Origin of the sequence: Altererythrobacter sp. (genome assembly GCF_050299635.1) — a bacterium.
Taxonomy (GTDB): Bacteria; Pseudomonadota; Alphaproteobacteria; order Sphingomonadales; family Sphingomonadaceae; genus Erythrobacter.
The window spans coordinates 1-26,666 of the sequence record NZ_JBNKWF010000001.1 but is presented as its reverse complement, the minus strand read 5'-3'; the positions used below and the strand labels follow the sequence as shown (position 1 = coordinate 26,666).

27 protein-coding genes are annotated in these 26,666 nt (G+C 60.7%); 16 read left to right on the top strand and 11 right to left on the bottom strand.

The window, feature by feature from the left end; translation table 11 throughout:
• Positions 1 to 15 precede the first annotated feature (15 nt).
• The 5 genes from ACQY6C_RS00135 to ACQY6C_RS00115 all read right to left on the bottom strand — a co-directional run bounded on the left by ACQY6C_RS00135 (position 16) and on the right by ACQY6C_RS00115 (position 6,454).
• Positions 16 to 2,238, bottom strand: coding sequence for an ATP-binding protein (locus ACQY6C_RS00135; RefSeq protein ID WP_427963402.1), 2,223 nt, complete (start codon positions 2,236 to 2,238; stop codon positions 16 to 18).
• On the bottom strand, positions 2,238 to 3,362 hold the full coding sequence (locus tag ACQY6C_RS00130; protein WP_427963400.1) for an FIST N-terminal domain-containing protein: 1,125 nt from the start codon (positions 3,360 to 3,362) through the stop codon (positions 2,238 to 2,240). Before ACQY6C_RS00130 ends, ACQY6C_RS00135 begins: the two co-directional genes overlap by 1 nt.
• A 135-nt stretch (positions 3,363 to 3,497) precedes the next feature.
• Entirely contained in the window at positions 3,498 to 3,905 is a 408-nt protein-coding gene (locus tag ACQY6C_RS00125; protein ID WP_427963399.1) for a DUF779 domain-containing protein, read from the bottom strand.
• 133 nt (positions 3,906 to 4,038) lie between these two features.
• Positions 4,039 to 5,544 carry an aldehyde dehydrogenase gene (gene adh, locus ACQY6C_RS00120; protein WP_427963398.1) on the bottom strand — a complete coding sequence of 502 codons (1,506 nt, stop codon included), beginning with the start codon at positions 5,542 to 5,544 and terminating at the stop codon, positions 4,039 to 4,041.
• A 241-nt stretch (positions 5,545 to 5,785) separates the two neighbouring features.
• The gene (locus ACQY6C_RS00115) at positions 5,786 to 6,454 is read right to left on the bottom strand and encodes an OmpW/AlkL family protein (protein ID WP_427963396.1); all 669 of its coding nucleotides are present in this window, start codon (positions 6,452 to 6,454) and stop codon (positions 5,786 to 5,788) included.
• A gap of 167 nt (positions 6,455 to 6,621) precedes the next feature.
• Between ACQY6C_RS00115 and ACQY6C_RS00110 the strand changes: the two genes are divergently transcribed.
• The 11 genes from ACQY6C_RS00110 (at position 6,622) to hemN (ending at position 16,624) form a co-directional block, all read left to right on the top strand.
• Complete coding sequence (locus ACQY6C_RS00110; RefSeq protein WP_427963395.1) at positions 6,622 to 7,308, top strand: helix-turn-helix domain-containing protein; 687 nt, start codon at positions 6,622 to 6,624, stop codon at positions 7,306 to 7,308.
• A 98-nt stretch (positions 7,309 to 7,406) separates the two neighbouring features.
• Positions 7,407 to 9,065: a cytochrome-c oxidase, cbb3-type subunit I gene (gene ccoN / locus ACQY6C_RS00105; RefSeq protein WP_427963393.1), complete on the top strand. Its 1,659-nt coding sequence runs from the start codon at positions 7,407 to 7,409 to the stop codon at positions 9,063 to 9,065.
• An 11-nt stretch (positions 9,066 to 9,076) separates the two neighbouring features.
• Complete coding sequence (gene ccoO, locus ACQY6C_RS00100; protein WP_427963391.1) at positions 9,077 to 9,838, top strand: cytochrome-c oxidase, cbb3-type subunit II; 762 nt, start codon at positions 9,077 to 9,079, stop codon at positions 9,836 to 9,838.
• Positions 9,835 to 9,999 (top strand): cbb3-type cytochrome oxidase subunit 3, encoded by a 165-nt coding sequence (locus tag ACQY6C_RS00095; RefSeq protein WP_427963389.1) that lies wholly within the window; start codon positions 9,835 to 9,837, stop codon positions 9,997 to 9,999. Before ccoO ends, ACQY6C_RS00095 begins: the two co-directional genes overlap by 4 nt.
• Positions 9,989 to 10,918 (top strand): cytochrome-c oxidase, cbb3-type subunit III, encoded by a 930-nt coding sequence (ccoP, locus tag ACQY6C_RS00090; RefSeq protein ID WP_427963388.1) that lies wholly within the window; start codon positions 9,989 to 9,991, stop codon positions 10,916 to 10,918. The genes ACQY6C_RS00095 and ccoP overlap by 11 nt, the downstream gene beginning before the upstream one ends.
• Positions 10,902 to 12,359, top strand: coding sequence for a cytochrome c oxidase accessory protein CcoG (gene ccoG, locus ACQY6C_RS00085; RefSeq protein ID WP_427963386.1), 1,458 nt, complete (start codon positions 10,902 to 10,904; stop codon positions 12,357 to 12,359). Before ccoP ends, ccoG begins: the two co-directional genes overlap by 17 nt.
• A complete protein-coding gene (locus ACQY6C_RS00080; RefSeq protein WP_427963384.1) occupies positions 12,359 to 12,805 on the top strand; it encodes a FixH family protein in 447 nt (148 codons plus the stop codon). The genes ccoG and ACQY6C_RS00080 overlap by 1 nt, the downstream gene beginning before the upstream one ends.
• Positions 12,802 to 14,925: a heavy metal translocating P-type ATPase gene (locus ACQY6C_RS00075; RefSeq protein WP_427963383.1), complete on the top strand. Its 2,124-nt coding sequence runs from the start codon at positions 12,802 to 12,804 to the stop codon at positions 14,923 to 14,925. The genes ACQY6C_RS00080 and ACQY6C_RS00075 overlap by 4 nt, the downstream gene beginning before the upstream one ends.
• Entirely contained in the window at positions 14,922 to 15,071 is a 150-nt protein-coding gene (ccoS, locus tag ACQY6C_RS00070) for a cbb3-type cytochrome oxidase assembly protein CcoS (protein ID WP_427963382.1), read from the top strand. The genes ACQY6C_RS00075 and ccoS overlap by 4 nt, the downstream gene beginning before the upstream one ends.
• Complete coding sequence (locus tag ACQY6C_RS00065) at positions 15,068 to 15,265, top strand: hypothetical protein (RefSeq protein ID WP_427963380.1); 198 nt, start codon at positions 15,068 to 15,070, stop codon at positions 15,263 to 15,265. Before ccoS ends, ACQY6C_RS00065 begins: the two co-directional genes overlap by 4 nt.
• 45 nt (positions 15,266 to 15,310) lie before the next feature.
• Positions 15,311 to 16,624 carry an oxygen-independent coproporphyrinogen III oxidase gene (hemN, locus tag ACQY6C_RS00060; protein WP_427963378.1) on the top strand — a complete coding sequence of 438 codons (1,314 nt, stop codon included), beginning with the start codon at positions 15,311 to 15,313 and terminating at the stop codon, positions 16,622 to 16,624.
• Positions 16,625 to 16,710: 86 nt separating this feature from the next.
• On the opposite strand, the gene ACQY6C_RS00055 is transcribed toward hemN, so the two are convergent.
• The 3 genes from ACQY6C_RS00055 to ACQY6C_RS00045 form a co-directional block, all read right to left on the bottom strand.
• Positions 16,711 to 17,133, bottom strand: a complete 423-nt coding sequence (locus ACQY6C_RS00055; protein ID WP_427963681.1) for a PilZ domain-containing protein — start codon at positions 17,131 to 17,133, stop codon at positions 16,711 to 16,713.
• A 111-nt stretch (positions 17,134 to 17,244) separates the two neighbouring features.
• Positions 17,245 to 17,583 carry an ArsR/SmtB family transcription factor gene (locus tag ACQY6C_RS00050; protein ID WP_427963376.1) on the bottom strand — a complete coding sequence of 113 codons (339 nt, stop codon included), beginning with the start codon at positions 17,581 to 17,583 and terminating at the stop codon, positions 17,245 to 17,247.
• Positions 17,580 to 18,236 (bottom strand): peroxiredoxin, encoded by a 657-nt coding sequence (locus ACQY6C_RS00045; RefSeq protein WP_427963374.1) that lies wholly within the window; start codon positions 18,234 to 18,236, stop codon positions 17,580 to 17,582. Before ACQY6C_RS00045 ends, ACQY6C_RS00050 begins: the two co-directional genes overlap by 4 nt.
• Positions 18,237 to 18,313: 77 nt before the next feature.
• On the opposite strand from ACQY6C_RS00045, the gene ACQY6C_RS00040 reads away from it, so the two are divergent.
• The 5 genes from ACQY6C_RS00040 to ACQY6C_RS00020 are packed head-to-tail and all read left to right on the top strand — an operon-like array spanning position 18,314 to position 22,084.
• Entirely contained in the window at positions 18,314 to 19,246 is a 933-nt protein-coding gene (locus ACQY6C_RS00040) for an MBL fold metallo-hydrolase (protein ID WP_427963372.1), read from the top strand.
• Positions 19,243 to 19,689 (top strand): YeeE/YedE family protein, encoded by a 447-nt coding sequence (locus ACQY6C_RS00035; RefSeq protein WP_427963370.1) that lies wholly within the window; start codon positions 19,243 to 19,245, stop codon positions 19,687 to 19,689. Before ACQY6C_RS00040 ends, ACQY6C_RS00035 begins: the two co-directional genes overlap by 4 nt.
• Positions 19,689 to 19,889: a YgaP family membrane protein gene (locus ACQY6C_RS00030; RefSeq protein WP_427963368.1), complete on the top strand. Its 201-nt coding sequence runs from the start codon at positions 19,689 to 19,691 to the stop codon at positions 19,887 to 19,889. The genes ACQY6C_RS00035 and ACQY6C_RS00030 overlap by 1 nt, the downstream gene beginning before the upstream one ends.
• The gene (locus ACQY6C_RS00025) at positions 19,886 to 20,308 is read left to right on the top strand and encodes a DUF6691 family protein (RefSeq protein ID WP_427963367.1); all 423 of its coding nucleotides are present in this window, start codon (positions 19,886 to 19,888) and stop codon (positions 20,306 to 20,308) included. Before ACQY6C_RS00030 ends, ACQY6C_RS00025 begins: the two co-directional genes overlap by 4 nt.
• 15 nt (positions 20,309 to 20,323) lie before the next feature.
• Positions 20,324 to 22,084, top strand: a complete 1,761-nt coding sequence (locus ACQY6C_RS00020) for a SulP family inorganic anion transporter (protein ID WP_427963365.1) — start codon at positions 20,324 to 20,326, stop codon at positions 22,082 to 22,084.
• 44 nt (positions 22,085 to 22,128) lie between these two features.
• Here the strand turns inward: ACQY6C_RS00020 and ACQY6C_RS00015 are convergent, their stop codons facing one another.
• From ACQY6C_RS00015 to ACQY6C_RS00005, 3 genes are all read right to left on the bottom strand, one after another.
• Complete coding sequence (locus tag ACQY6C_RS00015; protein WP_427963363.1) at positions 22,129 to 23,436, bottom strand: HlyD family type I secretion periplasmic adaptor subunit; 1,308 nt, start codon at positions 23,434 to 23,436, stop codon at positions 22,129 to 22,131.
• The gene (locus ACQY6C_RS00010) at positions 23,420 to 25,135 is read right to left on the bottom strand and encodes a type I secretion system permease/ATPase (RefSeq protein ID WP_427963361.1); all 1,716 of its coding nucleotides are present in this window, start codon (positions 25,133 to 25,135) and stop codon (positions 23,420 to 23,422) included. The genes ACQY6C_RS00015 and ACQY6C_RS00010 overlap by 17 nt, the downstream gene beginning before the upstream one ends.
• A 231-nt stretch (positions 25,136 to 25,366) precedes the next feature.
• Positions 25,367 to 26,666: carboxypeptidase-like regulatory domain-containing protein (locus tag ACQY6C_RS00005; RefSeq protein WP_427963359.1), on the bottom strand; the 1,300-nt coding region annotated here is incomplete at its 5' end.

Sequence of the window (26,666 nt, the reverse complement as noted above, 5' to 3'; positions counted from 1 at the left end):
GACGGCACCTCAAACCTATTGCAGGACGCCCAGTCGGCGCAGCAAGGCGCGCAGCTGCGCAGGCTTCACCGGTTTGGTGAGCATCGGAAGCTGCTGCTTGGTAAGGCTCGCCTTGACCTCCTCTGTGCGATCGGCGGTGATGACGAGGGCGGGGACCTGCTCTCCGATTGCGTCCCGCAATGATGCGATCGCCTTGTCACCGGTCAGATCGTCATCGAGATGGAAGTCTGCGATCAGGACATCCGGACCTGCAGCGATCGCGCCTTCCAGAGCCTGATCGCTGAGCCCGGAGACCGCAAAAACCTGCAACCCCCAATTGGAAAGCAGTGCGCTCATGCCCTCCAGGATGGCCTTGTCATTGTCGATGATGATCGCCGTCCCACCGCCGCGTGCAGGCCGTGACGCGCGAGTTGGCTTCGCCGCTTCGACGACTTCGACCGGCTCTTCGGCTGGAAGGATCAGCGCAAACTCGGACCCTTCGCCAACTTCGGACTCGATCTCGATGACGTGCCCGAGTGCAACGCAACTTCGTCGCACGATTGCAAGGCCGAGCCCGTGGCCCGGCTGGCGGCTGGTGATCTTGAGGCGGCGGAACTCGTGGAAGATATCTTCGCGCTTTTCCGGTGCGATTCCCACACCCGTATCGCGGACGAGGATGCGAACCTGGTCGTCGTCGCGCCTGGCGGACAGGGACACGCTGCCCCTTTCGGTATAGCGGATCGCGTTGGAAACCAGGTTCTGCAGGATGCGGCGGAGCATGTGCATGTCGCTGCGGACCCACAGCCCGCACTCTTCCACGTTGAAATCGAGCCCGGCGGACTTGGCAGAAGGACCGAATTCGATTCGCAGAGCCGTAAAGATCCGGTCGAGTTCGAGTGCAACGAATTCCGGCTCCTTTGCCCCTGCATCGAGCCGGGAAATCTCGAACAGCGCCTCGAGCAGTTCCTCCACTGAATCGAGAGCCACCGATGCCCGCGTAACCAGCCCGCGAGAATCCGGCGCAAGTCTTCGCTCGCCCAGTGCGGACACGAACAGCCGGGCCGCGTTGAGCGGCTGCAGAAGATCGTGGCTGGCCGCTGCAATAAAACTAGTCTTGGAGCGATTTGCCTGTTCGGCCTCGTCCTTGGCGGCTTCCAGCTCGCTGTTGAGTTCACTGAGCTCGGCGGTTCGTTGCTGGACCGCTTTCTCAAGTGTCTCGGCCGTTTCCTTGAGCGATTGCTGATAGCGCAGCCGGTCTGTCACATCGTCAAAGGCAAAGGCCATGCCGCCGGTCGCCAGGGTGGTTGACCGGACCACGAAATGGCGGCCATCCATGGTGCATTCGGTGCTGATCCTGGGGCCACGCCCATCGCGCCATTCGACCGCCTGAGGCCGGTCCAGGCCGCGCTCCTCCACGCAATATCGGGCAAGGTCTTCATGACTGCCAATTACGCTTTCCACGCCTGCCTTCAGCATCAGCATCTCGGCAAAGCCATCGTTCCATGCTTGCAGCTTTCGGTTGCTGCCAAACAGGCAGGCGCCCTCGGAAAGCGTATCGAGCGTGGCCTGCAGGGCCAGGTTTCGGACCGCCAGTTCCTTTGCCCGTTCGCGCGCATCCTCTGCCTTGACGCTGGTGATGTCGGTGTAGATGCCAACGGTACCGCCTTCGCTGGTGCGGAGTTCGTTGATCTGGAGCCAGCGCCCGTCGCTGAGCGCCTGCACATGCGCGCCGTCGGCCTTGCTGTGCCTGGCGATGCGATCCTTGATCCAGCGATCGGGAGAGACCAGCGAGCCGATTGTCCGCCCGCTGCGCGCAAGTTGCTGAGCCAGATCTTCGAAGGCCGGGCTGTTTTCCGACAGATCTTCAAGCTCGGGCCAGAACTTGAGAAATGCCCGATTGCACATCAACAGGCGGTCATTGGCGTCAAACAGCGCAAATCCATCGCTGAGCGATTCAATTGCGTCGCGCAGCCGCGACCGGGCGGCGTCGGCATCGCGGTGCGCAACTTCGAGCTTGGCATTGGCGCTGGCGAGCTGGCCGAGCGCGTCTTCCAATTCGGCTGTCCGGTCGCGGACCATCGCTTCCAGCGTGATCGCGTTCTCGAACATCGAAAAGGCACCGCCCTGAATGTCGGTCGAACGCTCGACCCGGTCGACCAGGGCTGCGTTGATCTTTTCGAGCCGGCGAACCTGCTCCTTAAGCGCTTCGATTTCCGCCTCGCGTTCGCGTTCATCGCCAGAGGATGTCGTGGAGGCCATCAGCGGCCGATTGCCAGACCGCTGAGCGTCTGATTGACATGGGCGGCGCGGAATTGCTCGCCATAAGTGTTGAAGCCGACGATGCGGTTCTCCGAATAAAGCTGCGAAATTTCGCGGCTCAGCTGGCGGCTATCCGCATCCACCCGGTTGAGAACGCAGTCGAAACCGAGAATGAGGTCCGTTTCGCCGACGTGCCGCTCAATCTCGCTAAATAGCTCTTGCATCCGGACGATACGATCGACCGGCTCTCCGATAGTCAGCACGATCCCGTTGTCGACCGCGCAATAGAAGGTCAGGCTGCCGTCTTCGTTCGCACTTTGAATCGAGCGGACGTGGTAGGTCCCACCCGTCCGCACCATCGGTGGGTGTGCTGCAAAGAAGGCCGTATCCAGGGGTTCGACAGGATTACCCGAAAGCCGCCGGTATTCCTCTGCAGCGGGCGCAGCGTTGATTTCATAGACGATGCGCTTTTCCGGATCCGCTTCAGTCACCACCATCTTGGCCGGTCCGGGCTGGTAATGATTGGCCGAGAATACATGCAGCGCCCGCGTGCTGGTCAGGATTGCGATAACCGCTGCATCCTGGTGAAAATCGCCATCGAACAGCACGCCGGTTTCCAGGAAGGTCAAGCCGTCGCCGCTCGATCCGCCGATCAGTGCAATGTCACCCAGCGCGTCTTGCGCGGTCATCGTCAGCACCTCTTCGCGGTGAGACAGGCCGTCGACCAGGAACAACGCAACCTGCTTGAGATTGTCGCCCAACAACAGGCTCGCTTCTTCGCGGGCATTGGCGGCGAGATGCCTGATCTGCCGCCGCGCCTCATCGCGGTCGAAGCCGTCGAGATCCGCCACCGGCAAGACGGACATCGTGAAGCTCGATGCGGGGAACCCGATAAACTGAAGGCTTTCTGTGTCATAACCTCGAGATGTCAATTCGCCTGCGCTGGTGCAGCCAATCAGGGGAAAGTCCGAAAGTTGCTCCCGGATTGCTTCGGCAAGCTCCTCTCGGCCATAGCGGTCGCCGCAAAACAAAACGCCACCTGCAATATCGAGGCCGCGGGTCTGCTCCGCAATCTCAGCCACTGCGTCGCCCGGTGTTGCTGCATGCGACGATGCAGACACCAATTCACCGGCTTGGCTTTGACGCGGTTGGTGCAATCTCCTCTCCCCGGCCGGATTTATCCAGTCCGCTAGTTTGGCCCGATCCCCGAACGGGCGAGCTTACGCTGCCGGTCCGTGCAATCAAGCGATTTGGTGCCGTCAGCCTGCCTCCACGCTATCGCCACGGGGCGGATCGCCTGCCGCTTCGAGCAGTTCGGCCTCGTGATCGGTGAAGACGCGGCTTCTGACAATAAATCGAATACCTTCAGGCGCTTCCAGGCTCATCCCGGAGCCACGTCCGGGCACAACGTCGATCGTGACTTGCGTGTGCCGCCAGTATTCGAACTGCGCGGCGCCGATCCAGACTGGTGTATCCTGGGTTAGAATTCCGAGCAGCACGTCCTGCGCGCCTACGCGGAACTCCCCTCTCGCAAAGCACATCGGGGCGCTGCCATCGCAGCAGCCGCCCGATTGATGGAACATCAGCGGGCCGTGCATTTCTGTCAGCCGCGCGATCCATTGCTCTGCTTCGGGGGTAGCAAGAATTCGGGGAGGGGATGCGGTCACGTCTCTCTCTCACATAGGGTAAAAGGCAGGCTGGCCGAAGCCAACCTGCCTTTCCCATTCGATCCCGTCCGGCGTGGAGAGAGGTGAGAGGAGCCGGACGGGAATGGGGATCTTGCCGTAAGGCAGACCGGCATCAGAAGAAGCCAAGCGCCTTGGGCGAGTAGCTGACCAGCATGTTCTTGGTCTGCTGGTAGTGATCCAGCATCATCTTGTGCGTTTCGCGCCCAATGCCCGACTGCTTGTAGCCGCCGAAGGCCGCATGGGCCGGATAGGCGTGGTAGCAGTTGGTCCACACGCGGCCCGCCTGGATGGCGCGTCCGAAGCGGTAGCAAGTGTTGGCGCTGCGGCTCCACACGCCGGCACCCAGGCCGTAGAGTGTGTCATTGGCGATGGCGAGCGCATCAGCATCGTCCTTGAACTTCGTGACCGAAAGGACCGGACCGAAGATCTCTTCCTGGAAGATCCGCATCTTGTTGTGGCCTTCAAGGACGGTCGGCTTGACGTAGTAGCCATCTGCCAGTTCGCCTTCATGGATCTGGCGGCCGCCGCCGGTCAGGACCTTGGCGCCTTCATCCCTGCCGATATCGATGTAGCTGAGGATCTTCTCGAGCTGGTCGTTCGAGGCCTGCGCACCGATCATGGTAGCGGGATCGAGCGGGCTGCCGAGCTTGATTGCCTCGACCCGCGCAACTGCCTTCTCGATGAAGCGATCGTAGATCGATTCGTGTACCAGCGCGCGGCTGGGGCAGGTGCAGACTTCGCCCTGGTTCAGCGCGAACATCGCAAAGCCTTCGAGAGCCTTGTCGAGATAGTCGTCGTCTTCGGCCATTACGTCGGCGAAGAAGATGTTCGGGCTCTTGCCGCCCAGTTCCAGCGTGCAGGGAATGAGGTTTTCCGATGCATACTGCATGATCAGGCGGCCCGTCGTAGTTTCGCCGGTGAAGGCGATCTTGGCGATCCGCTTGTTGGTGGCGAGCGGCTTGCCCGCTTCAACGCCAAAGCCGTTGACAATGTTGAGCACGCCTTCAGGCAGCAGGTCCGCCACCAGTTCGGCCAGCACCAGGATCGACATGGGAGTCTGCTCGGCGGGTTTGAGCACCACGCAATTGCCCGCGGCCAGCGCCGGGGCGAGCTTCCACGCCGCCATCAGGATGGGGAAGTTCCACGGGATGATCTGGCCGACTACACCGAGCGGTTCGTGGAAGTGATAAGCGACCGTGTCATGGTCGATTTCCGCGATCGAGCCTTCCTGCGCACGGATGCAAGCGGCGAAATAGCGGAAATGGTCGATCGCCAGCGGGATGTCTGCCGCGGTCGTCTCGCGGATCGGCTTGCCATTGTCGATAGTCTCCACCATCGCCAGCATGTCGAGATTGTCTTCCATGCGCTGGGCGATCCGGTTGAGGACGTTCGCGCGTTCGGTGCTGGACGCCTGACCCCAGGCATCCTTCGCCTTATGTGCCGCGTCGAGCGCCAGCTCGATGTCCTCGGCAGTTCCACGCGCCACCTGGCAGACGGGCTGACCGGTAATGGGCGAGATATTGTCGAAATACTGACCTTTGACCGGGGCAACCCATTTGCCGCCGATGAAATTGTCGAATTTTTCCTTGATCAGCGATTGGCCGCTGAATTTGTTCATAGCCTGTTCGAGCACTTTACCTTCTCCTCACGACAAGATTCGTTGGAGGCAAACTGCTCCCTTGTGATCGGCTCGCCAATTAGACCTTCGGGCGATAAGGCCACATTCGCGTTTCGGCCTGAAGGCTGTTTCCCGCGCCAAATGAAATCGCCGCGAGAAGCACAGAGCTTCCCGCGGCGGATTTCCATTTATCGTTCTTTTTGCGACGGAGCGGGTTTTGCCCGCTCTCACCCGAATGGGCTCAGAACGAGTAGGTAACTCCTGCGCTGATGACCCAGGGATCGAGTTTGTGCTTGGTTTCAATCGCCAGCACGTCACCCGCATACCAGCGCGCTTTGGTGTCGATGAAATAGCGCTTGGCATCGAGCGAAAGCCCGAAACCGCTATCATTCAGAGGAATGTCGACACCGGCCTGAAGCGCGAGGCCGAACTCGTCCGAAAGATCGAACTTGGTCACTCCAAGCGGGATGGTTGCTGCACCCGGCTTGTCCTTGATCCACAGGAAGTAGGTTGGTCCTGCGCCGACATAGGGCTTCACCGCGCCCAGGTCGAAGTGATACTTCGCGGTCAGGGTCGCAGGGATTAGTTTGGCGTTGGAGACAAGTTCCGCCCCCGGAAGGCCCGTCGTTCCATCGACATCGTGCTGGGTCATGCAGCAGATCGTTTCGAGCGAGAAATTGTCGGTAACGAAATACTCGATCGCGACTGTCGGAACGAAATTGTCGTTCGCCTTGGTCTGCGTATCGGCGGGAAGACCCACGATATCGACGTTGACCGACTTGATCTTGCCATCGGGCAAGACGCCGGTGCCAAGGAGCTTGACCTGTACCGAACCAGCTCGATCCTGAGCGGAAGCGGGTGCTGCAATGGAAGCAAGTGCGACGCAGCCGGCCAGTAAATACGCTTTCATCTTTCGTTTCCCTGCGCCGCACCGACCACCCCTTGCAGTCGAGTTGTGTGCGACGTCGAGGCGCATGTATGATTCGCGCGACAATGCTTCATTGATCTCAATCAAAGACTTTATGGGCCTTTGTGGCGAAGCACGGTTCCATTCTCCGCCCCGTATGGAATCCGTTGATGGCAGCGTCTGGCACCCTCGATATATTCTTGAGATCGACCTTTGGTGTCGAGCCAGGCAGCCATGTTGGGCGTGAGCTGCGCGATTTGTCGAATGAAATTGCCCTGAAGAAGGGGAAGACTGCTCCGCTGGATCACTCGATCAACCTGACGGTCTATCTCGCCAGCGGAGCCACCAAGCTCGTGGCGCATGCCAAGGGTGGACGCGAACAGATCGTCGCATTTCATTTCGGGGGCGACATCATCTCCGTGCCTGCCGATGCCATGCACGCGAGCAGCCTGGTTGCCCTAAAGGACAGTTTACTGATCGTGTTTCCATCGCGAGAGTTCTATGATCGAGGGGCATCTGAACCTGCAATCCTTCGGCCACTGCTCGATCGTGCACAGACCGCGCTTCATCGTTGCAGAGACAAGGCCGTTGGCTTGGGGCGCAAGAATGCCCGCGAAAGGGTCGCAAGTTTTCTGCTATCCATGGCGGAACGGATGGAGTCTGTGGAGGAAGAAGCGTTGGTATTGGACTTGCCAATGTCTCGCCGCGATATTGCGGACAGCCTGGGGCTTACGATTGAAACCGTAAGCCGGCAGTTCGGCGAATTGCGTGATGCCGGTCTGGTCCTGACCGGCGGGAGGTCGCGGGTTCGCCTGTGCGACCCGGCTGCCCTGGCAGACATGGCGGGACATTTTTGAATGACGGTACGACCGAAAATTCGAAACTTGATGTGAATCAATGTGGGGCGGTACGTGAATCACTACCGCGCTGACTCAATTCAGGGGAAGGTAACATCATGGAAGCTGTATTAGGCAGAGTCGGGCTTTGGGCGCTTTTGCTCTTGCTTGCACTGGCCGCAATCGCAGGCGCGCATGATTTCGGATTTGCCGCGCATGCCACGATTATTGCGATCGTGGCCTTCGTGATGATCTGGGTCACTGCCAGTAACTACAATCCGCTCGCGCGTGCGCAGAGCATCTTCCGGATGCCGCCGGGTCCGTCGAAATACGATGACGACCCCATTCGGTGGGGCGTTATCGCGACCCTGTTCTGGGGGCTGGCCGGTTTCCTGGCCGGTTTGCTGATCGCTCTGCAGATGCGATTCCCCGAACTCAACGTCGAGCCCTACCTCAATTTTGGCCGATTGCGGCCACTTCATACCAGCGCGGTGATCTTCGCTTTTGGTGGCAACGCGCTGATCGCGACCAGCTTTTATGTCGTCCAGCGCACATGCCGTACGCAGCTTGCCTTTCCCGGCCTCGCGCGGTTCGTGTTCTGGGGATACCAGCTGTTTATCGTGCTGGCTGCGACCGGCTATCTGCTCGGCGTAACGCAATCGAAGGAATATGCCGAACCGGAATGGTATGTCGATCTGTGGCTCACGATCGTCTGGGTTGCTTACCTGGTCGTGTTCGTGGGGACTATCGTCCGGCGTCATGAACCGCATATCTACGTCGCGAACTGGTTCTATCTCGCATTCATCGTGACGATCGCGATGCTGCATGTGGTGAACAACCTTGCGATGCCGGTGAGCCTGCTGGGCAGCCGGAGCTATGCGGCTTTCGCCGGGGTGCAGGATGCGCTGACGCAATGGTGGTATGGCCATAACGCGGTCGGTTTCTTCCTGACCGCAGGCTTCCTGGCGATGATGTATTACTTCGTGCCGAAACAGGCGGAGCGGCCGGTCTATTCATACCGCCTGTCGATCATCCACTTCTGGAGCCTGATCTTCCTCTACATCTGGGCGGGTCCGCACCACTTGCACTACACGGCGTTGCCCGACTGGGCACAGACGCTAGGCATGGTGTTCAGCGTGATCCTGTGGATGCCCAGCTGGGGCGGTATGATCAACGGGTTGATGACGCTCAACGGGGCGTGGGACAAGGTCCGCACCGATCCGATCATCCGCATGATGGTGATCTCGCTCGCATTCTACGGGATGAGCACGTTCGAAGGCCCGATGATGAGCATCAAATGGGTCAACAGCCTGTCGCACTATACGGACTGGACCATCGGTCACGTCCATTCGGGTGCGCTGGGCTGGAACGGCATGATCACCTTCGCTTGCGTCTATTTCCTGGTGCCGCGCCTGTGGAAGCGGGAACGGATGTATTCGCTGCGCATGATTAACTGGCACTTCTGGCTCGCAACGCTGGGTATCGTGTTCTACGCCTCCAGCATGTGGGTGGCGGGTATCACCCAGGGCCTGATGTGGGCCGAATACGGGCCCGATGGCTACCTGATCTGGTCGTTCGTCGACGGGGTGGAAGCGATCAAGCCGATGTTCCTGTTGCGTGCGTTCGGCGGAGCCCTTTACCTGAGCGGCTTCCTGATCATGCTCTGGAACGTCTGGCAAACACTCGCCGGCAGGCTGCGTAGCGAAGCTCCGATGTCCGAGGCGCGCTACGATGAAGGCGCCGATCACCCTCTCCCAGCAGCAACCCCTGCCGAATAGGAGCCCGAACGATGAGCAATCAAGCCAAGCAACCATTCGGGCGCCACAAGAAGCTCGAACGCAATGTGACGCTGCTCGGCGCGGCGACGCTCCTGACGGTCATGATCGGCGGGATCGTGGAAATCGCTCCGCTGTTCTGGATCGACAACACGATCGAGAAGGTGGACGGAATGCGTCCCTATACCCCGCTCGAACTGGCGGGCAGGGATATCTACATCCGCGAAGGGTGCTATGTCTGTCACAGCCAGATGATCCGCCCTTTCCGTGACGAAGTGGAGCGCTACGGCCACTACAGTCTGGCGGCTGAAAGCATGTACGATCACCCGTTCCAGTGGGGCTCCAAGCGGACAGGGCCGGATCTGGCGCGTGTCGGCGGGCGCTATTCGGACGAGTGGCATGTTCAGCACCTTCAGAACCCGCAAAGCGTGGTGCCGGAAAGCATCATGCCGTCTTACAGCTTCCTGTCGGAGACCAAGCTGGAACTGGCGGACCCGTCAGCCAATCTCACGGCGTTGAGCCGGGTCGGCGTGCCTTATAGCGAAACCGATATTGAGAAGGCTTCGGACGATCTGATGGCTCAGGCCAATCCCGATCTCGATGCGGGCGACCTGACGGAACGCTATCCCAAGGCGCAGATCCGCGATTATGACGGCGATCCGACCCGCGTGACTGAAATGGACGCGCTGGTCGCCTATCTCCAGATGCTGGGCACGCTGGTCGATGTCGGCAGCGCGGCGGCGCAGGAAGAGCTGGCGACGGAGACTGGCCGATGACGCTGTACGAATCCATTCGCCATTTCGCCGACAGCCATTGGCTGGCAATCATGTTCATACTGTTCGCGGTGCTTTGCGCCTGGCCGTTCCGGCCCGGTTCAAGGGCTCAAAACCGCACAGCAGCAATGTCGATTTTCGAGGAGGCCGACGATGGCCAATAAGCGCGTCGACGAGACTACAGGTACCGATTTCGTTGGTCACGAATGGGATGGCATCGAAGAACTCGATACGCCGATGCCTCGCTGGTGGCTGTTCCTGTATTACGCCACGATTGTATGGGGCATCATCTATGTGGTGCTCTACCCGGCCTGGCCCATGGTGAGCAAGGCAACCGAAGGCTATCTGGGTTGGACCAGCCGAGGCCAGCTGGCACAGGAAATGAAGGCGGCGGAAGAGGGTCGCGCGGCTTTCCGCCAGCAACTGGCTTCGATGCCTATTGAAGAGGTTGCGGGCGATCCTGCGCTGCTACAGCAGGCGGTTGCGGGCGGACGTGCCGCCTTTACCGTGAACTGCGTGCAGTGCCATGGTGCGGGTGCGGCCGGCGGCCCCGGCTATCCCAACCTCAACGATGATGACTGGCTGTGGGGAGGCGATTTCCAGACGATCGAATACACGATTGCCAATGGTATTCGCCAACCGGAACACGATCTGACCCGTTACAGTCTGATGCCAACATTCGACGGTGCTTTCGATGCGAAGCAGCTCGATGCCGTGACCGATCAGGTTCTGTCCTTTTCCGGCAAAGCCCAGTCGAGCGAACTCGGTGCGCAGCTCTATGCGGACAATTGCTCCGTATGCCACGGGCCTGCAGGCGAAGGCGACCGCACGCAAGGTGCGCCCGCACTGAACGATGCCATCTGGCTTTACGGCGGCAACCGCGAATTGATCAAGCAGCAGATCCTGAATCCGCGCATGGGCATCATGCCGGCATGGCAGAACAGGCTCGATCCTGTGACGATCAAGATGCTGACAGCATATGTGCATTCGCTTGGGGGAGGCGAGGATCCAGCAGAGGTTTCGGGGGATCAGGACGAGATTTCCGGTGACCAGACGGCTGGAAGCGATGAACAAACCCAGTAATCTTTCCACCCCTTCAGAGGGGACGCACCTCTACGAGAAACGCAAACAGGTCCATAACAAGCGGATCGATGGGCCATTCCGTCGTTTCAAGTGGCTCGTCATGTTCGTCACACTGGCGATCTATTACGGCACGCCGTGGATTCGCTGGGACCGCGGGGCTTACGCCCCTGACCAGGCTGTCCTGATCGATCTCGCCAACCGGCGGTTCTACATGTTCGGGATCGAGATCTGGCCGCACGAATTCTATTTCGTTGCCGGATTGCTGATCATGGCGGGAATCGGGCTGTTTCTGGTTACCAGCGCCGTCGGCCGTGCCTGGTGCGGCTATACCTGCCCGCAGACGGTGTGGACCGATGTGTTCCAGCATATCGACCGATTTGTCGATGGCGACCGCAATGCACGTATCCGGCTTGATGCCGCGCCGTGGGGCCCCCGGAAGATCGCGAAGCGGGCGTTCAAGTGGACAATCTATCTGGTCATCAGTTTCTGGACCGGCGGCGCATGGATCATGTACTTTGCCGACGCGCCGACCCTGACGCGCGATTTCTGGGCAGGCGACGCAGCACCCATCGCATATGTGACAGTGGCCATCCTGACGTTCACCACCTTCGCGCTGGGTGGTTTCATGCGCGAACAGGTCTGCATTTATATGTGCCCCTGGCCGCGGATCCAGTCCGCGATGCTGGACGAAAATTCGCTGATCGTCACTTATAAGGATTGGCGCGGTGAACCGCGTGGCAGCGTGAAGAAGGCCGAAAAGAATCCCGGGGCGTTCGGCGATTGCATCGATTGTATGCAATGTGTTGCGGTCTGTCCGACGGGGATCGACATACGCGAAGGTCCGCAGATCGGCTGTATTACTTGCGCATTGTGCATCGATGCCTGCGATAAGGTCATGAAGGATGTCGGTCGGCCCCGGGGGCTGATCGACTACGCCACACTTGAAGATTGCGAACGTGAAGCCGCCGGTGAAGCACCCCGACCAGCATGGAAGGCGTTGCTGCGACTGCGCACGATCGCCTATTTCCTGGTGTGGGCTGCTATCGGCTTGGGCCTTTTGTTTGCGCTGGGCGTAAGGAACCATACCGATATCAGCGTCTCGCCTGATCGCAATCCGCCATTCATGCTGATGAGCGACGGGTCGATCCGCAATTCCTACACGGTCAAACTGCGCAATATGGAAAGCCGCCCGCGCGAGATGGAGGTTTCGCTTCAAGGCTTGCCGGGTGGGCGCTTTTGGACCGATACCATGCTTCAATCCGATGCGGCGACCGTGCAGAAAGTGACCGTTCCGGCAGACCAGACCTTCATCATGCGTGCCTATGTCGTCATGCCAAGTGGTTCGGCGACCAGGGATTTCGATTTTGGTGTAATGTCGCTCGACGAGAAGGGTGAAAGCGATACGGCAGAGGCACGGTTCTCCGCGCCGGGAGGTTCCTGATGAAGGACAAGTTCACCGGTTGGCACATGGCGGCAATCCTGGTCCTGGGGTTCGGCGTGGTCGTCGGCGTAAACTTCTACATGGCCTACGAGGCGCGCGCTTCGTTCAACGGCGTGGTGGTCGAGAACTCTTACGTCGCGAGTCAGAAGTACAATGGCTGGCTCGAACAGGAAAAGGAGCAGGAGGCGCTGGGCTGGCAGGCCGAGCTGGAGCGCGACAAGGCGGGCCTGGTGCTGGTCACCACACAGGGCGTGCCTGCAACTGCGGAAGTGACGGCGATCGCGCGACGCCCGCTTGGCGATGATGAGGAAGAGATCCTGCAATTCGCCGGAAATGGTGATGGGCGTTACATATCCACCAGTCCTTTGGCCGACGGTCGTTGGACCATTCGTGTTATCATCCGCGCAGGCAATTCAAGCTGGATCGAGGAAAAGAAGATCGCATGAACGCTCCGGTCATCTCGAATGACAAGGCCGGATTTGCTCTGACCGATACGCGCTTCACAGTGCCCGGGATGCGCTGTGCCGGATGCATAGCGAAGATCGAGCGCGGACTTTCCGAACTGGACGGGGTAGAGGCCGCTCGCGTCAATTTCTCGAACAAGCGTGTGGCCGTGCATCATGACCCGCGGCTTGGAGAAGACGATCTGGTCGAAGCTCTGCGGCGGCTGGGCTTCGAGGCGCAGGCAGTGGCGGCCAATCCGCTGGCGCAAGACGACAGGGAACTGAAGCAACTGCTGCGATCGCTGGCGGTGGCTGGGTTCGGCATGATGAATATCATGCTGCTGTCAATCAGCGTCTGGGCTGGCGCGGGCGGTGCGACGCGTGAGATGTTCCACTGGCTATCGGGCCTGATCGCCTTGCCGGTGATCCTCTATGCCGGGCGTCCATTCTTTTCATCCGCGTGGATGGCGCTGCGCTATCGCCGCACCAATATGGATGTGCCGATTTCCATCGGCGTCATACTGGCGACCGGCTTGAGCCTTTACGAGACGGCAACTGGCGGGGCGCATGCCTATTTCGAAAGCGCGGTGATGCTGCTGTTCTTCCTGCTTGCAGGGCGAGCGCTCGATGCCAGCATGCGTTCGCGCACACGGGCCGGGATCGGCGCCTTGCTGGGCCGGATGGGGCGTAGTGCCAGCGTGATCCAGCCTGACGGTTCGACCAAGAGGATCGAGGCTGACCGGCTGGAGCCCGGTATGCTCATGCTGGTTGCAGCGGGCGAAGCGCTGGCTGCCGACGGCGTGATCGAGCAGGGGCAGGGCGCAATCGACAATTCGATGCTTACGGGCGAGAGCGCGCCAGAAGCGGTACACAAGGGCGGGATGGTCCATGCCGGCGCGATCAATCTGCTTGATCCGCTCCGCGTCCGGATAACAGCCGTGGCGAGCGATACGGTCATTGCGGAGGTCGCCCGGCTGATGGACGAAGCGGGCCAGTCGCGCAGCCGCTATGTTCGCATCGCCGACCGTGCCTCGCGCCTCTACGCGCCCGCCGTGCATTCGCTCGCTGCCTTGGCATTCGTCGCCTGGATGATCGCAGGGGCCGGGTGGCACCAGTCGCTGGTGATTGCCATTGCCGTGCTTATCATCACTTGCCCTTGTGCGCTGGGGCTGGCGGTTCCGGCAGCGCAAGTGGTGGCGTCCGGCGCGCTGATAAAGCGCGGGCTTCTGGTGAAGGATGGCAGTGCACTCGAACGCCTGGCGGAGGTCGATGTGGCGCTGTTCGACAAGACCGGCACGTTAACTCTTGGTGAGCCGCGCCCCGATATTTCCGCCCTGAATGACGAGGCGCGGAGCGTGGCGCTGGCGCTCGCCCAGTCCAGTCGCCACCCGCTCAGTCGCGGGCTTGCGCATGCGTTGCAAGCCGCAGGTGTAACCCCGGCCGAGATCGAGGACGTCCGCGAAGAGCAGGGCAGCGGGCTCACTGCGCGCTGGCAGGACAGGAATATCGCGCTCCAACGTCCTGATGGCGACAGCGCCGCCATGGCCACGCATCTGCGGATTGGCGACAATGGCTGGACGCTCGACTTCAGCGATCCGCTGCGGCCCGACGCCCAGCAGACGCTGGATTCGCTGAATGGGTTCGGCATTTCCAGCCGTATCCTGTCGGGCGACCGCAGCGAAGCGGTGGAGCAAGTCGCGCAGAGGCTCGGCCTCAATGCGCGATCAGCGGCGAAGCCGCAGGAAAAGCTCGATGAACTGGAAGCGCTCAAGCAGGAAGGCCATTGGCCGTTGATGGTTGGGGACGGACTCAACGATGGGCCTGCGCTCGCTTCCGCCCATGCTTCGATTGCGCCGGGTACGGCCAGCGATGCCAGCCAGCAGGCAGCCGATGCCGTCTTCATCGGTGAAAGGCTGATGCCTGTGGCTCTCGCGGTGCAGGTCGCGCGGCGGACAATGGCAATCGTGCGGCAGAACTTTCGCCTGGCGATCGGCTATAATGTGCTGGCAGTGCCGCTGGCACTGTTCGGCTTTGTCACTCCGCTGATCGCGGCGATTGCCATGTCGATCAGTTCGCTGGTGGTTGTCGGCAATTCGCTGCGTCTTGCGAGGGCCGCAAGATGACCGGGCTCACCTTCCTAATTCCGATAGCGCTGGGCATGGGATTGCTGGGGCTGGGGGTGTTCTTCTGGGCGATGAAGGACGGTCAGTTCGAAGATATGGATGGCGCAGCCAATCGTATCCTGATCGATGAGGAAGACGAAGAATGAGCGTGCTCTGGTTCGGCGTTGCAGCACTGTTTCCGATCATGGTCGGGCCGCTGCCTGCGCAACAGGAAAGCCTGACGTTGAAGCTGTGCAATGGTGGCGCGCTGTCGATTCCGCTCGGCAATGATGACGATCAAGCACCGGTGCCATGCGAAACGAAGGGATGCCACGCGGGCTGTTCGCGCAAGCGAAATTGATCCAGCGCAAAGACGCCCGTCGGGTTTCGCTACAAGAAACCGGGCATGTGGCCCTATTATCCAGAACTGCTCGAAACACCGGTTCCGCGTTATACCAGCTATCCGACCGCGGCTGAGTTTGGCGAAATCGATCCGCTCGCCTATCGCAAAGCTCTTGAGCGGGTCGAGGGCGATATTTCGCTCTACGTCCACATCCCCTTTTGCGAGAAGATCTGCTTCTATTGCGGCTGCAACACCGGAGCGGCTGGCCGCAAGCAGCGGCTGGATTCATATCTCTCGGCGCTTCATCAGGAAACCGAGACGGTTGCGGCGCTCGTCCCGCAAGACGCGCAAGTGCGGCGCATATCTTTCGGTGGAGGCAGCCCCAATGCGATCCAGCCGGACGAGTTCGTGGCCTTGGCCAGTCTGCTTAAGGCCCGGTTCGCCTGCCAGGACCCCATCACCTCCATCGAGCTCGATCCGCGCACCATGACACAGGAGTGGGCTGATGCCATCGCAAGGGTCGGGATCGAACGCGCCAGCCTGGGCGTGCAGACCTTTGCCGAGCATTGCCAGGTGGCAATCGGCCGCGTTCAGCCGGAAGAACTGATCGTGCGAACGGTCGATTGGCTGCGCGATGCTGGCGTCACCTCGCTCAATTTCGATCTCATGTACGGCTTGCCGCGCCAGACCCGCGAGGATCTGCTCGATACGCTGCACCGCACACGTGTGCTGGGGGCGGACCGGGTCGCGCTGTTCGGCTATGCCCATGTGCCTCATCTCGTTCCGCGTCAGCGGGCAATCGACGCCACTGGATTGCCCGATCAGGCAGAGCGCTTCGCGATGGCGGACATGGGCTACACCTATCTATGTACCCACGGCTATACGCCGGTAGGGTTCGATCATTTCGCCAAGCCGGGCGGCGATCCTCTCGCTCATGCGGCGCTGGACGGGACGCTACACCGCAACTTCCAGGGCTTCACCGACGACGCGGCGCCGAACCTGATCGGGCTTGGAAGTTCGGCGATCAGCAGCTTCCCCGACCTGCTGGTTCAGAACGAGAAGAATAGCGGGCGTTATCGCATGGTGGCCTCGCAAGGCCTGCTGGTGGGCAACAGGGGAATCTGGCGCAGCGCAGACGACCGCTATCGAGGGGCAGTGATCGAGCGGCTCCTATGCAGCGGTAAGGCCAAGGTTGGCGGCAAATTGCTGGCGGAAGTCCAGCCCGCGCTGGAGCCTTTCGTCAGCCGCGGCCTCGCGGCGATCGAGGATGACACGGTCATTATCCGCCAGCATGGGCTGCCCTATGCACGCACGGTTGCGGCCTTGTTCGATCCCTATCGCCAGCAATCGGGGCGGCGCTTCAGTTCGGCAGTCTGATCGGGGCAGGGCAGAGCCAGCGAGGCGGCCTGTGCTGACGATGGGTTTTCTGCAATGAATCCGTCAAACGAAATGCGGTGCAATTCTCAGGAAGAGATTGCCCAGGCAATGGAGATCCATCCCAGGGCCGCGAGGCACAGGATCAGCGCGATCCTTACGCTACCGGGCCAACGCTCTACTGTTTCGGCTTCGTCGAAACCCGCGAGGGCCAGCGGTTCCGTTTCCTCTCCCAGTTCGAGAATAGCCGAAAGCTGGTGATCGGTCAGCGCATAGGAGAACTCGCAACCCGTCGATCGTCCGTCGGACCAGATAACTCGCGCTGCCATGGGAGGGTTGTCCGGAAACTCCACCAGTATAGTCTCGCCAACTCCGGGTGGCTCTGAGCACAACAGGTTCAGTCCGCCGTTGGAGATATTGGTGACGACGGCGACGCTATCTCCGACAGAGGACGATGTCCGCAGGCCCAGGCGCAAGTGGTACCGCTGTGAGCGGCGCCGATCATGCGACACGGATTTATGGAGCGTTGCGATCACTGTACGAGCCTCTTTCCCGTCGAGGGTCGCACTATAAGGTTAATTTGCGTTTAAGTTTGATGCGAAGCCTGGTGTAGGTCAGTCCCGTCAGGAAAGCCGCGCAAAATTGGCAGCGCCGGGGGAGGGCTTGCGGCCCGGCTTCTCCGGTGATCGCGCCGTTCCCGCGAGCGATCCAATCGCCTCTGCAAGATCGTTTAGCTCGGCCTTGGCCAGCTTGTAGAAGACTTGTTTGGCCTCCTTGCGGGTTTCGACCAGCGCTGCCTTGCGCAGCACCGCCAATTGCTGGGACAGAGCGGGCTGTCCGATGCCGGTTGCTTCCTCGATCTCGCCGACATTCATCTCGCCGGATTTCAGCCGCTCGAGAATGCAAAAACGCAGCGGGTGAGCAATGGCCTTGAGCGCGTCGACGGGGGGCTGTTTGCTCATTTGCGCCGAGCCCCCGTCTCTTCACGCAGGAACCAATCGGTTTCGTGTTTTGCCGAATAGACTTCATCGAGCATGTTCGTCGGCGGTTTGAGCAAAGCGTCACCGGGACGCCAATTGGCCGGCGCCAGCGCCTGGTCCTCATCCACCGCCTGCAGCGCGTCCAGCGTGCGCAGCATTTCAGGGATCGAGCGGCCCACATTGGCCGGGTAGCAGGTCATCGCCCGGATCACGCCCTGCGGGTCGATGAAGAAGGTTGTGCGCACGGTGGCGCTGTCATTGGCCTGAGGGGAAACCATCCCGAAGGCGCGACCAATCACCAGTGTCGGATCTTCCACGATGGGGAAGCGCACTTCGATATCGAAACGGTCGCGGATCATCCTGAGCCAGGCGAAGTGCGAGAACAGGCTGTCGACCGAAAGCGCCATCAGCGCGCAGTCGCGCTGATCGAATGCATCTGCCTCCCGTGCCAGCGCGACGAACTCTGTCGTGCAGACGGGGGTGAAGTCCGCCGGGTGGGAGAACAGCACCAGCCAGCGCCCCAGGAAGTCCGAAAGGCGAATGTCGCCCGTGGTGCTACGCGCCGTGAATTCGGGCGCCCTGTCGCCGATCCGCAGCGCTTCGCCGCGATCATGATCCGATGCAAGCTGGTCCATATCCATTGATTAGCACTTGACTCTCGAAATGCAATACATATACATAATTTATGTAAATAAAGTTTTGAGGTGACAAGATGAGCAGCATCGATAATGCGCTGCTTGCGGCTGGCGATCAGGTCGAAAAGGCGCTGGTTGACGCAGCGTTACAACCTGAAGTGAAAGGCTTTTTTGACGAGCATACTTTCACGGTTTCCTATGTCGTGCACGACCCTGCGAGCAAGCAAGCGGCAGTGATCGACTCGGTGCTGGATTATGATCCGGCATCGGGGCGAACATCCTACTCGTCGGCCGACAAGATTACCGATTATGTGAAAGCGAACAGACTGGACGTGACGTGGCTGCTGGAAACCCACGCCCATGCGGATCACATATCGGCCGCGCCCTATCTGCAAGAGAAGCTGGGCGGCAGGATCGCGATTGGCGAGAACATCAAGGCCGTGCAGGACGTGTTCGGAAACCTGTTCAACGTGGGCAGTGAGTTTCGTCGCGACGGATCGGATTTCGATGTGCTCTTTTCCGACGGAGCAACCTTCCGGATAGGCGCGCTGCCGGTGACGGTGTTGCATGTTCCGGGCCATACCCCGGCCTGTATCGCCTATGTCGTGGGCGATGCCGCATTTGTGGGCGATACGATGTTCATGCCCGATTACGGCACGGCCCGTGCCGACTTTCCCGGTGGCGATGCGCGGCAGCTCTATCAATCGATCCAGCGGATTCTCTCGCTTCCCGACAAGACCCGACTGTTCATGTGTCACGACTATCTGCCCGATGGCCGCGCCGAATATGTCTGGGAAACCACCGTCGCCGCCGAGCGCGAGGGAAATATCCATGCGCATGACGGCGTTTCCGAAGACGAGTTCGTGGAAATGCGCGAAGCGCGCGACGCCACGCTCGAAATGCCGCGGCTGATCCTGCCATCGGTGCAGGTCAATATGCGTGCAGGTCACCTACCTCCGCCTGAGGACAACGGTGTAGTTTACCTCAAGATGCCGGTGAACGCGGTATGATGCTTCCCGGCTTTCCCGATGCCGCGCCGCTCGCCGGGCTTGCCGGGGGTGTGCTGATCGGCCTCGCTTCGGCGCTCATGCTGTTGGGTGCGGGGCGAATTGCTGGCGTATCTGGCATTGCCGCGCGCGCGACGAAAATCGCCAGCGGCGGGATGTCGATGAGCAGCGCCTGGCTTTTCCTGATCGGCCTGCCGCTTGGCGCATTCATCGTGATGATGCTGTCCGGCGGTCTCGAAACGCATTTCGCCAGACCCAGCCCGATTATCATCGCGGGCGTGCTGGTCGGCATGGGCACGCGCATGGGCAGCGGATGCACCAGCGGCCACGGCGTCTGCGGGATGAGCCGTCTGGCACCGCGATCGATAGTGGCAACGGCGACATTCATGGCCGCCGGAATCGCTACTGTTGCAGCAATGAATGCACTTGGACTGGAGGTAATGTGATGGGTAAGAATGTAGGAAATTTCGACCGGATCGCACGCGTAGTTGTCGCTATCGTGCTGGCCGTACTGGCCTATAACGGCACGCTTCAAGGCGGCCTGGCTACCGGCGGATATATTGTGGCGGCTGTCTTGCTGGTCACCAGCATTGTCGGCTTCTGTCCGGCCTATCGCCTGATGGGCATGAACACCTGCGGCAAATGACGATCGCCCGGATCCTTCCGCCCCTGCTTTCGGGAACCCTGTTCGGGGCGGGGCTTGCCTTGGGCGGGATGACCGATCCAGCCCGCGTGCGCGGCTTCCTCGACCTGTTCGGCGATTGGGACCCCACGCTCGCCTTTGTGATGGGCGGGGCGGTGATCGTCATGGCCGTTGCATGGATGCTTCAAAGGGGCATGGAACGTCCGATCTTCGCGACTGAGTTCACGATTCCGACGCGGCGTGACATTACTCCGCAACTGGTCGGCGGCTCGGCGCTGTTCGGGATCGGTTGGGGCATTGGCGGGCTTTGCCCGGGTCCGGGCGTCGCTGCACTGGCGATCAAGCCGGTTTCGGCGGCGATCTTCGTGGTGGCCATGCTCGGCGGGATGGCGCTGATGCGGATGGTCGAAGGCGGATCGTGACGGTCCGGGACTAGCATGATGCGTCTCAGCCGCTACCTGCCGATCCTCGACTGGGGGCGGAGCTACAACCGAGCGGTTCTGACCAGCGACATGGTGGCGGCCGTGATCGTCACTATCATGCTGATCCCACAGAGCCTCGCCTATGCGCTGCTAGCCGGATTGCCGCCAGTCGTCGGTCTCTATGCATCGATCCTGCCGCTGGTGGCCTATGCGCTGTTCGGGACCAGCCGTACATTGGCAGTGGGGCCGGTGGCGGTAGTTTCGCTGATGACCGCATCGGCGGCGGGCGCGGTGGCTGCGCAAGGCTCGCCCGAATATCTCGAGGCAGCAATCACGCTGGCAGCTCTGTCCGGCGTGATGCTGGCGGTTCTGGGCCTGCTGCGCCTGGGCTTTCTCGCCAATTTGCTCTCGCATCCTGTCATCAGCGGTTTCATCACTGCCAGCGGTGTGCTGATCGCGACCAGCCAGCTCAAGCACATCCTCGGCATTTCGGCGCATGGCGACAACTGGCCTGCCATGCTCGGCTCGCTGGCCAAGGGGTTGGGGCAGACGAACCCGTGGACTCTGGCAATCGGCGTTCCCGTCACTCTGTTCCTGTTCTGGGTGCGCAAGGGCGCGAAGCCTCTCATGATCGCAGCGGGGTTGAAGCCGCGTCAGGCGGATCTGGCGGCCAAGGCCGGCCCGGTCGCTGCCGTGGTTGTAACGATCGCGGTTGTGGTCGCGCTGGGTCTCGATGCGCAGGGCGTCAAGCTGGTGGGCGCAGTTCCGCAGGGCCTGCCGCCGTTTGCCATCCCCAGCGTCGACATCTCGTTGATCGAGCAGTTGTGGGTGCCCGCGCTGCTGATATCGGTCATCGGCTTCGTCGAGAGCGTATCGGTGGCGCAGACGCTCGCGGCCAAGCGCCGCCAGCGCATTGCGCCCGATCAGGAACTGATCGGCCTCGGCGCGGCCAATTTCGCCAGCGCGGTCTCCGGCGGCTATCCCGTGACCGGCGGCTTCGCCCGCTCGGTGGTCAATTTCGATGCGGGGGCCGAAACGCCCGCTGCCGGGGCCTATACCGCGGTCGGCATCGCGCTGGCTTCGCTGTTCCTCACGCCGCTGCTGTTCCAATTGCCGATTGCGACGCTGGCCGCGACCATCATCGTCGCGGTGCTGAGCCTGGTCGATCTGAAGACTCCCGGGCAGCTTTGGCGCTATTCCAGGGCGGACTTTGCCGCCCATGTCGCGACCATCGGCCTGACCTTGCTCGCGGGCGTGGAACTGGGCGTGATCGCGGGCGTCGCGGTCGGTCTGCTGCTCTATCTGTGGCGCGCCAGCAGGCCCCATGCGGCGATTGTCGGGCGGGTGCCTGAGACCGAACATTTCCGCAATATCGACCGGCACAAGGTCTTTACCGTGCCGCATGTCCTTTCGATCCGGATCGATGAGAGCCTGACCTATCTCAACGCCCGCCGGCTGGAGGAATATGTGCTTGAGCGCGTTTCCGAACGGCCCAGCCTGCGCCACGTCATCCTGATGTGCAGCGCGGTGAACGAGATCGACGCGTCCGGGCTTGAAAGCCTGGAGGCGATCAACCACCGGCTGGCGGATGGCGGCATCGGCCTGCACCTGTCCGAAGTGAAGGGGCCGGTGATGGACCGATTGCAGCGCACGCATTTCGTGGAGGAACTCAGCGGCAAAGTCTACTTGTCGCAGGATCGCGCTTTCCGCGAGCTATCCGCTGACGATGGCATGGCAGGCGCGCTGCCCGACGACATGGCCCGCGGGATGATTTGAGAGAGTGCAGGCTTCGTCAACTTTGCGGCACATTTCCATCAGGCCTAATCGCGGAAGGCTGTGTCTTTCAGCCGGGTGATCGGTGTGAATATGTAGGACAGGATTGATCGCTTTTCGCCCAGCAGATTGACATTGGCCACCATGCCCGGGCCGATCTTGAGTGGATTGCCTGCCCTGTCCAGCAACTGGTCGGTGGTCTGGATTTCGACTGTGTAGAAGGTATCGCCGGTCTGTTCATCCTTCACCGCGTCGGGCGAAATAGCGGTCACCTTGCCATCAAGAGTGCCATATATCGCGCGATTGTAGGCAGTGATCTCGACCCGCGCATCCTGATCAAGGCTGACATTGGCAATATCGGAAGGCCGGATCAGCGCTTCAATATAGAGCGAATCCTTGGATGGAACGATCTCCGCGATCGGGCTGCCAGCGGTGACCGAGCCGCCCACGGTGGTCACCAGGACGCGATTGACCAACCCTGTTACCGGACTGCGGATAATTGTGCGGTCGACGCGGTCCGAAAGGGCCGGCAACTGCTCCTGCTTGGCGTTCAGTTCCGCCTGCGCGACCGAAAGCTCTCCGGCGGTTTCCGTCAGCCAGTCGCTTCGTGCCTGCGCCGCCTGGGCCCTGGCTTCGGCAACGCCCGAACGCGCGCGGGCAAGGGCGGCCACCGCGGAATCGACGTCCTTGCGAGCCACCAGCGCGGCATTTTCCGCCTGGATCAGGTCGACGCGCGGGATGATTTTCGTCTCGACCAATGGCCGGATCATTTCCAGCTCCTGTTCATTGGCAGCCAGAGTGGATCGGCGCGCCTCGAGTGTGGACTGCGCTTCGACCACGGCACGCTCGGCCTGGTTTACGCGGGCGGCCCCCGCTGCGACCGCGCTTTGCAACACAGCCATGCGCGCCGAATGGAGCGATTGCTCGATCGCAACCTGGTTTTCCGGCGCAGCGCCATATTCTGGCGTCACTCCGCGAACCTCTGCATCGAGCCTGGCAATCTTGGTCTGCAAGGCGCTGACTTCCGCGGTCGAGCTACCGAAAGCGGCCCCTGAGAGGGTAGGGGAAAGGCGGACCAGGACATCGCCCTTCTTCACCGCCTGGCCAGCCTTGACCAGGATCTCTTCGACGACGCCGCCCTCGAGGTTAGAGACGACTTGCAGCTTGGAACTGGGAACAACGCTACCTTGCCCGCGCACGCTGCGATCGATCTTTGTCAGCGCGGCCCAGCTGAACAGCAGGACGACGAAGACAAGGATCCCCCAGAGGATTATGTTGGCAGACTTCCTTGCGGCAAACTCCTGCTCTTCGACCGAGGCCTCTCCGCCCTTCAGATTGTCAAGCAGCTTGGCCATCGCGTTCCCTCAATGCGCTCTTGATGTTCGCAACCTGGTTCTTGATTGCCTCGGGAGTACCATCCATGACGATCTTGCCGTTCGACATCATAATGATGCGGTCGACCAACCGCAGGAGCGAGGGGCGGTGGGTGATGAGCACCAGCGTGCGCCCTTCGAATTCCTTGCGCAGGTTTTCCATCAACTGCCGTTCGGTCTCCTGGTCGACGGAAGATGTGGGCTCGTCCATGATAATGACCGGTGGACGACCGACCAGCGCGCGGGCCATCGCGATCGACTGCCGCTGGCCGCCGGAAAGGCTTTCCCCGCGATCGGCCAGCTCCAGGTCGTAGCCGCTCGGGAAGCGGGAAATGAAATTATGCGCCATGCTCACCTTGGCCGCGCGAATCATTTCCTCATCTGCTGCATCCGCGCGCCCGAGCAGGATGTTTTCGCGGATCGAGCCGGTCAGCAGCACATTGTCTTGCAGCAACGCGCCTGTTTTCGTGCGCAGGTCATTTGGTGACATCTGCCGGACATCGGTGCCGTCGATCAGCACCAGCCCACTGCTGGGCGGATACAGGCCGATCATGAGCCTTGCGATAGTCGATTTGCCGGATCCGATCGGACCGATCAGGCCGATGTGCTCACCCCGGTCGACCCGGAAATTGATGTTGGAAAGCGCCAGTTCGGGCGCGTCAGGATAGCGGAAATCGACATTGCGGAACTCGATCGCGCCCTCGACCCGGTTCATGACCAATCCTTCGCCGCTCGGTCCCTCGACAGGCTGGTTCATGAATTTGTCGATCTGGCGATATGCGGTGCGTGCGGCGTTGAGGCGGGTCAGCAGATGCGCGATCGTACCGAGCGGGGCGACCACTCGGCCGGAAAGGATCGAGCAGGCGATAAGCCCACCCAGTGTGAGCGTCTGGTCCGCAATGGCGAAGACGCCGAAGATGACGACGCCGGTATAGGCCATGGTTTGCGCCGTCCCGGCGATCGTGATCGAAACGTTGGAAATGATCCGTTGCCGCAACGATGCGCCTGCGTGACCGCTTACTGCGCTATCCCAGCGTTGGCTCAGGATCGAACCGGCATTTGCGGATTTGACCGTCTCGAGGCTACCGATCGTTTCAACCAGGACCGATTGTTTGCCCAGCGCTTCACCCAGCGTCTGGGCGGAAACCCGCTTCATCAATGGCTGAGTGAAGAGCGCCGCACCGACCACCAGCGGAACCATCGTCATCGGGACGAAGACCAGCGCCCCCCCGATCAAGGCTATGACGCCCAGAGTGATGAGGATGAAGGGCAAGTCGACCAGCGCAGTAATCGTAGCAGAGGCAAAGAAGTCGCGCAGCGTGTCGATCTCGCGGACCAGGCCTGAAAGGCCACCGGTTGAGTGTCGTCCCAGATCCATTCGCATCGCCAGGATATGGTCGAAGATCGATCTGCCGATATCCCGGTCAATCCTGGCACCGGCGACATCCACGAAATAGGCGCGCAGGAGCTTGAGCCCGAAGTCGAAGAGAAGAACCAGCGCCAGCCCGATAGTCAATGCGACTAGCGAGTCCGTGGCATTATTGGGGACCACGCGATCGTACACTGTCATGGTGAATAGCGCCGTGATCAGCGCGAAGAGATTGATCAGGGCGGCGGCCATCGCGACCTTGAGATAGATCGATCGGTTGGCGCGCAAAGGACCGGAAAGCCATTCGGCCATCCACCCTTTGGGCATCTCAATCTTGGTCGCAGACGCCAATTATTTGCCCCTCTGTAGTTCCCCTCTTCAGCGACCCTGCCGAATTAGGGGATATCACTTTCCCGTGCCGACGGCGATTGATTTGCCGTAAGCAGGAAAGAGGCGTCCAATAACGGTACGCCTCTTCGCCTGTCTCAAACCCGGACAGATCCGGATATTCTCGTGTTATTCCTGCCTGCCAGAACGCTCTCCTCAAACTGCCAGCATTTTCTGGGCCAACATCATGTCGTCATCGATGTTGGTCGTCGTGATGCCAAGCAGGCCGCCCTGGAAGAACAGGCTATCCTGCATGCCCAGATAGTTCTGGACGAGCTCGCTTGAATAATCGTCGCCATCCATCAGGATCTGGGTCATCGTGGTGCCCATCATGGCTTCGCCATTCTCGTTAAAGCCAGCCAGTTCGGTGTGTGCGTCCGAACCGCTGATATCGTCGACGCCGAACTCGCCATCCTTCCAGTCGTGCTGCTGGCCCTTCTTCCCAACATCGGCTTCACCGTCCAGGTCGGCGTCGTGCTTCAGAATGAATTCGACCGCAGCGGTGTAGGAATCCCAGATCTCGCCATCGACCGTATCCTGGCCCGTGTGCGGATCCTCGCTGTCGCTTCCCGGAGTCGTCAGCGAATGATTGTTCAGCGTATTGAGGAACGTCGCTCCCAGGTCGCGTTCGAGGGCTTCGGTATAGTCGCGACTGCCCTTCTCATCCGCGGGACCACCGCTGACCCAGTCATGGAGCTGCTCGGGCGTGAGGAAGATATCGTCGCCCGGATCGTAGAGCCCATCATTGTTCTCATCCCACAGTATGAAGGTGTCGTTTTCACCGTCACTATCGGTATCCGTGCCATATTTCGTGAGCAGATCGGTGGTGCTCCAGCCTTCCTCGTCGAAGTTCTTGTCTCCATCGGGCACGCCGTCGCCATTGGCATCGCCATTGTTGTCGTCATCGCCGTCATAGAGCGAATAACCCAGCGTCGATTGCCAGAAGCCGGGGGTGCGATTGGCACCCAGCATCATCTGGTTGCCGAAATTGCCTTCCTCGGCGACACCGATCGCACCGCTGACCACCAGGCCACTCGTGATGCTGAACGTGTATCCGCCATTATATGTCTGCGTGAAACCGTTCTGCTGGATTTCATAGACATACAATGTGCCGTCCGCATCGTCTGACAGTTTCGTCGATCCGTCGTCGCCAAGCGTATCCGGACCCAGGTTGGTAAACTCGTAATAACCAGCGCTGTTGGTGGTGGTCGATGCGAAGAAACCGTTGTCCGGATTGTCGTCGAAATCGATGACGATCGTCCAGCCTTCCAGGCCCGCGCCATCGGGCTCGTCCCAGGTTCCGTCGCCGTCAATATCGCCCCACTTGTAACCGGAGAGATTCATCAGCTCGAAATTGGCGAAATCGAGCCCGGACTGGTCGGCACCCGAGGTGCCGGTGATGCCGTATCCAGCCTGGCCGACGGTCTGGACATAGCCGCCCGGCAGGACCTCGTAG

Excerpts from the sequence above, each read along its gene's own strand:
- ACQY6C_RS00135 (WP_427963402.1), bottom strand. The coding sequence starts at position 2,238 with ATGGCCTCCACGACATCCTCTGGCGATGAACGCGAACGCGAGGCGGAA.
- adh (WP_427963398.1), bottom strand. The coding sequence starts at position 5,544 with ATGAACAAATTCAGCGGCCAATCGCTGATCAAGGAAAAATTCGACAAT.
- ACQY6C_RS00115 (WP_427963396.1), bottom strand. The coding sequence starts at position 6,454 with ATGAAAGCGTATTTACTGGCCGGCTGCGTCGCACTTGCTTCCATTGCA.
- ACQY6C_RS00110 (WP_427963395.1), top strand. The coding sequence starts at position 6,622 with ATGGCAGCGTCTGGCACCCTCGATATATTCTTGAGATCGACCTTTGGT.
- ccoN (WP_427963393.1), top strand. The coding sequence starts at position 7,407 with ATGGAAGCTGTATTAGGCAGAGTCGGGCTTTGGGCGCTTTTGCTCTTG.
- ccoO (WP_427963391.1), top strand. The coding sequence starts at position 9,077 with ATGAGCAATCAAGCCAAGCAACCATTCGGGCGCCACAAGAAGCTCGAA.
- ACQY6C_RS00095 (WP_427963389.1), top strand. The coding sequence starts at position 9,835 with ATGACGCTGTACGAATCCATTCGCCATTTCGCCGACAGCCATTGGCTG.
- ccoP (WP_427963388.1), top strand. The coding sequence starts at position 9,989 with ATGGCCAATAAGCGCGTCGACGAGACTACAGGTACCGATTTCGTTGGT.
- ccoG (WP_427963386.1), top strand. The coding sequence starts at position 10,902 with ATGAACAAACCCAGTAATCTTTCCACCCCTTCAGAGGGGACGCACCTC.
- ACQY6C_RS00080 (WP_427963384.1), top strand. The coding sequence starts at position 12,359 with ATGAAGGACAAGTTCACCGGTTGGCACATGGCGGCAATCCTGGTCCTG.
- ACQY6C_RS00075 (WP_427963383.1), top strand. The coding sequence starts at position 12,802 with ATGAACGCTCCGGTCATCTCGAATGACAAGGCCGGATTTGCTCTGACC.
- ccoS (WP_427963382.1), top strand. The coding sequence starts at position 14,922 with ATGACCGGGCTCACCTTCCTAATTCCGATAGCGCTGGGCATGGGATTG.
- ACQY6C_RS00065 (WP_427963380.1), top strand. The coding sequence starts at position 15,068 with ATGAGCGTGCTCTGGTTCGGCGTTGCAGCACTGTTTCCGATCATGGTC.
- hemN (WP_427963378.1), top strand. The coding sequence starts at position 15,311 with ATGTGGCCCTATTATCCAGAACTGCTCGAAACACCGGTTCCGCGTTAT.
- ACQY6C_RS00050 (WP_427963376.1), bottom strand. The coding sequence starts at position 17,583 with ATGAGCAAACAGCCCCCCGTCGACGCGCTCAAGGCCATTGCTCACCCG.
- ACQY6C_RS00045 (WP_427963374.1), bottom strand. The coding sequence starts at position 18,236 with ATGGACCAGCTTGCATCGGATCATGATCGCGGCGAAGCGCTGCGGATC.
- ACQY6C_RS00040 (WP_427963372.1), top strand. The coding sequence starts at position 18,314 with ATGAGCAGCATCGATAATGCGCTGCTTGCGGCTGGCGATCAGGTCGAA.
- ACQY6C_RS00035 (WP_427963370.1), top strand. The coding sequence starts at position 19,243 with ATGATGCTTCCCGGCTTTCCCGATGCCGCGCCGCTCGCCGGGCTTGCC.
- ACQY6C_RS00030 (WP_427963368.1), top strand. The coding sequence starts at position 19,689 with ATGGGTAAGAATGTAGGAAATTTCGACCGGATCGCACGCGTAGTTGTC.
- ACQY6C_RS00025 (WP_427963367.1), top strand. The coding sequence starts at position 19,886 with ATGACGATCGCCCGGATCCTTCCGCCCCTGCTTTCGGGAACCCTGTTC.
- ACQY6C_RS00020 (WP_427963365.1), top strand. The coding sequence starts at position 20,324 with ATGATGCGTCTCAGCCGCTACCTGCCGATCCTCGACTGGGGGCGGAGC.
- ACQY6C_RS00015 (WP_427963363.1), bottom strand. The coding sequence starts at position 23,436 with ATGGCCAAGCTGCTTGACAATCTGAAGGGCGGAGAGGCCTCGGTCGAA.
- ACQY6C_RS00010 (WP_427963361.1), bottom strand. The coding sequence starts at position 25,135 with ATGGCCGAATGGCTTTCCGGTCCTTTGCGCGCCAACCGATCGATCTAT.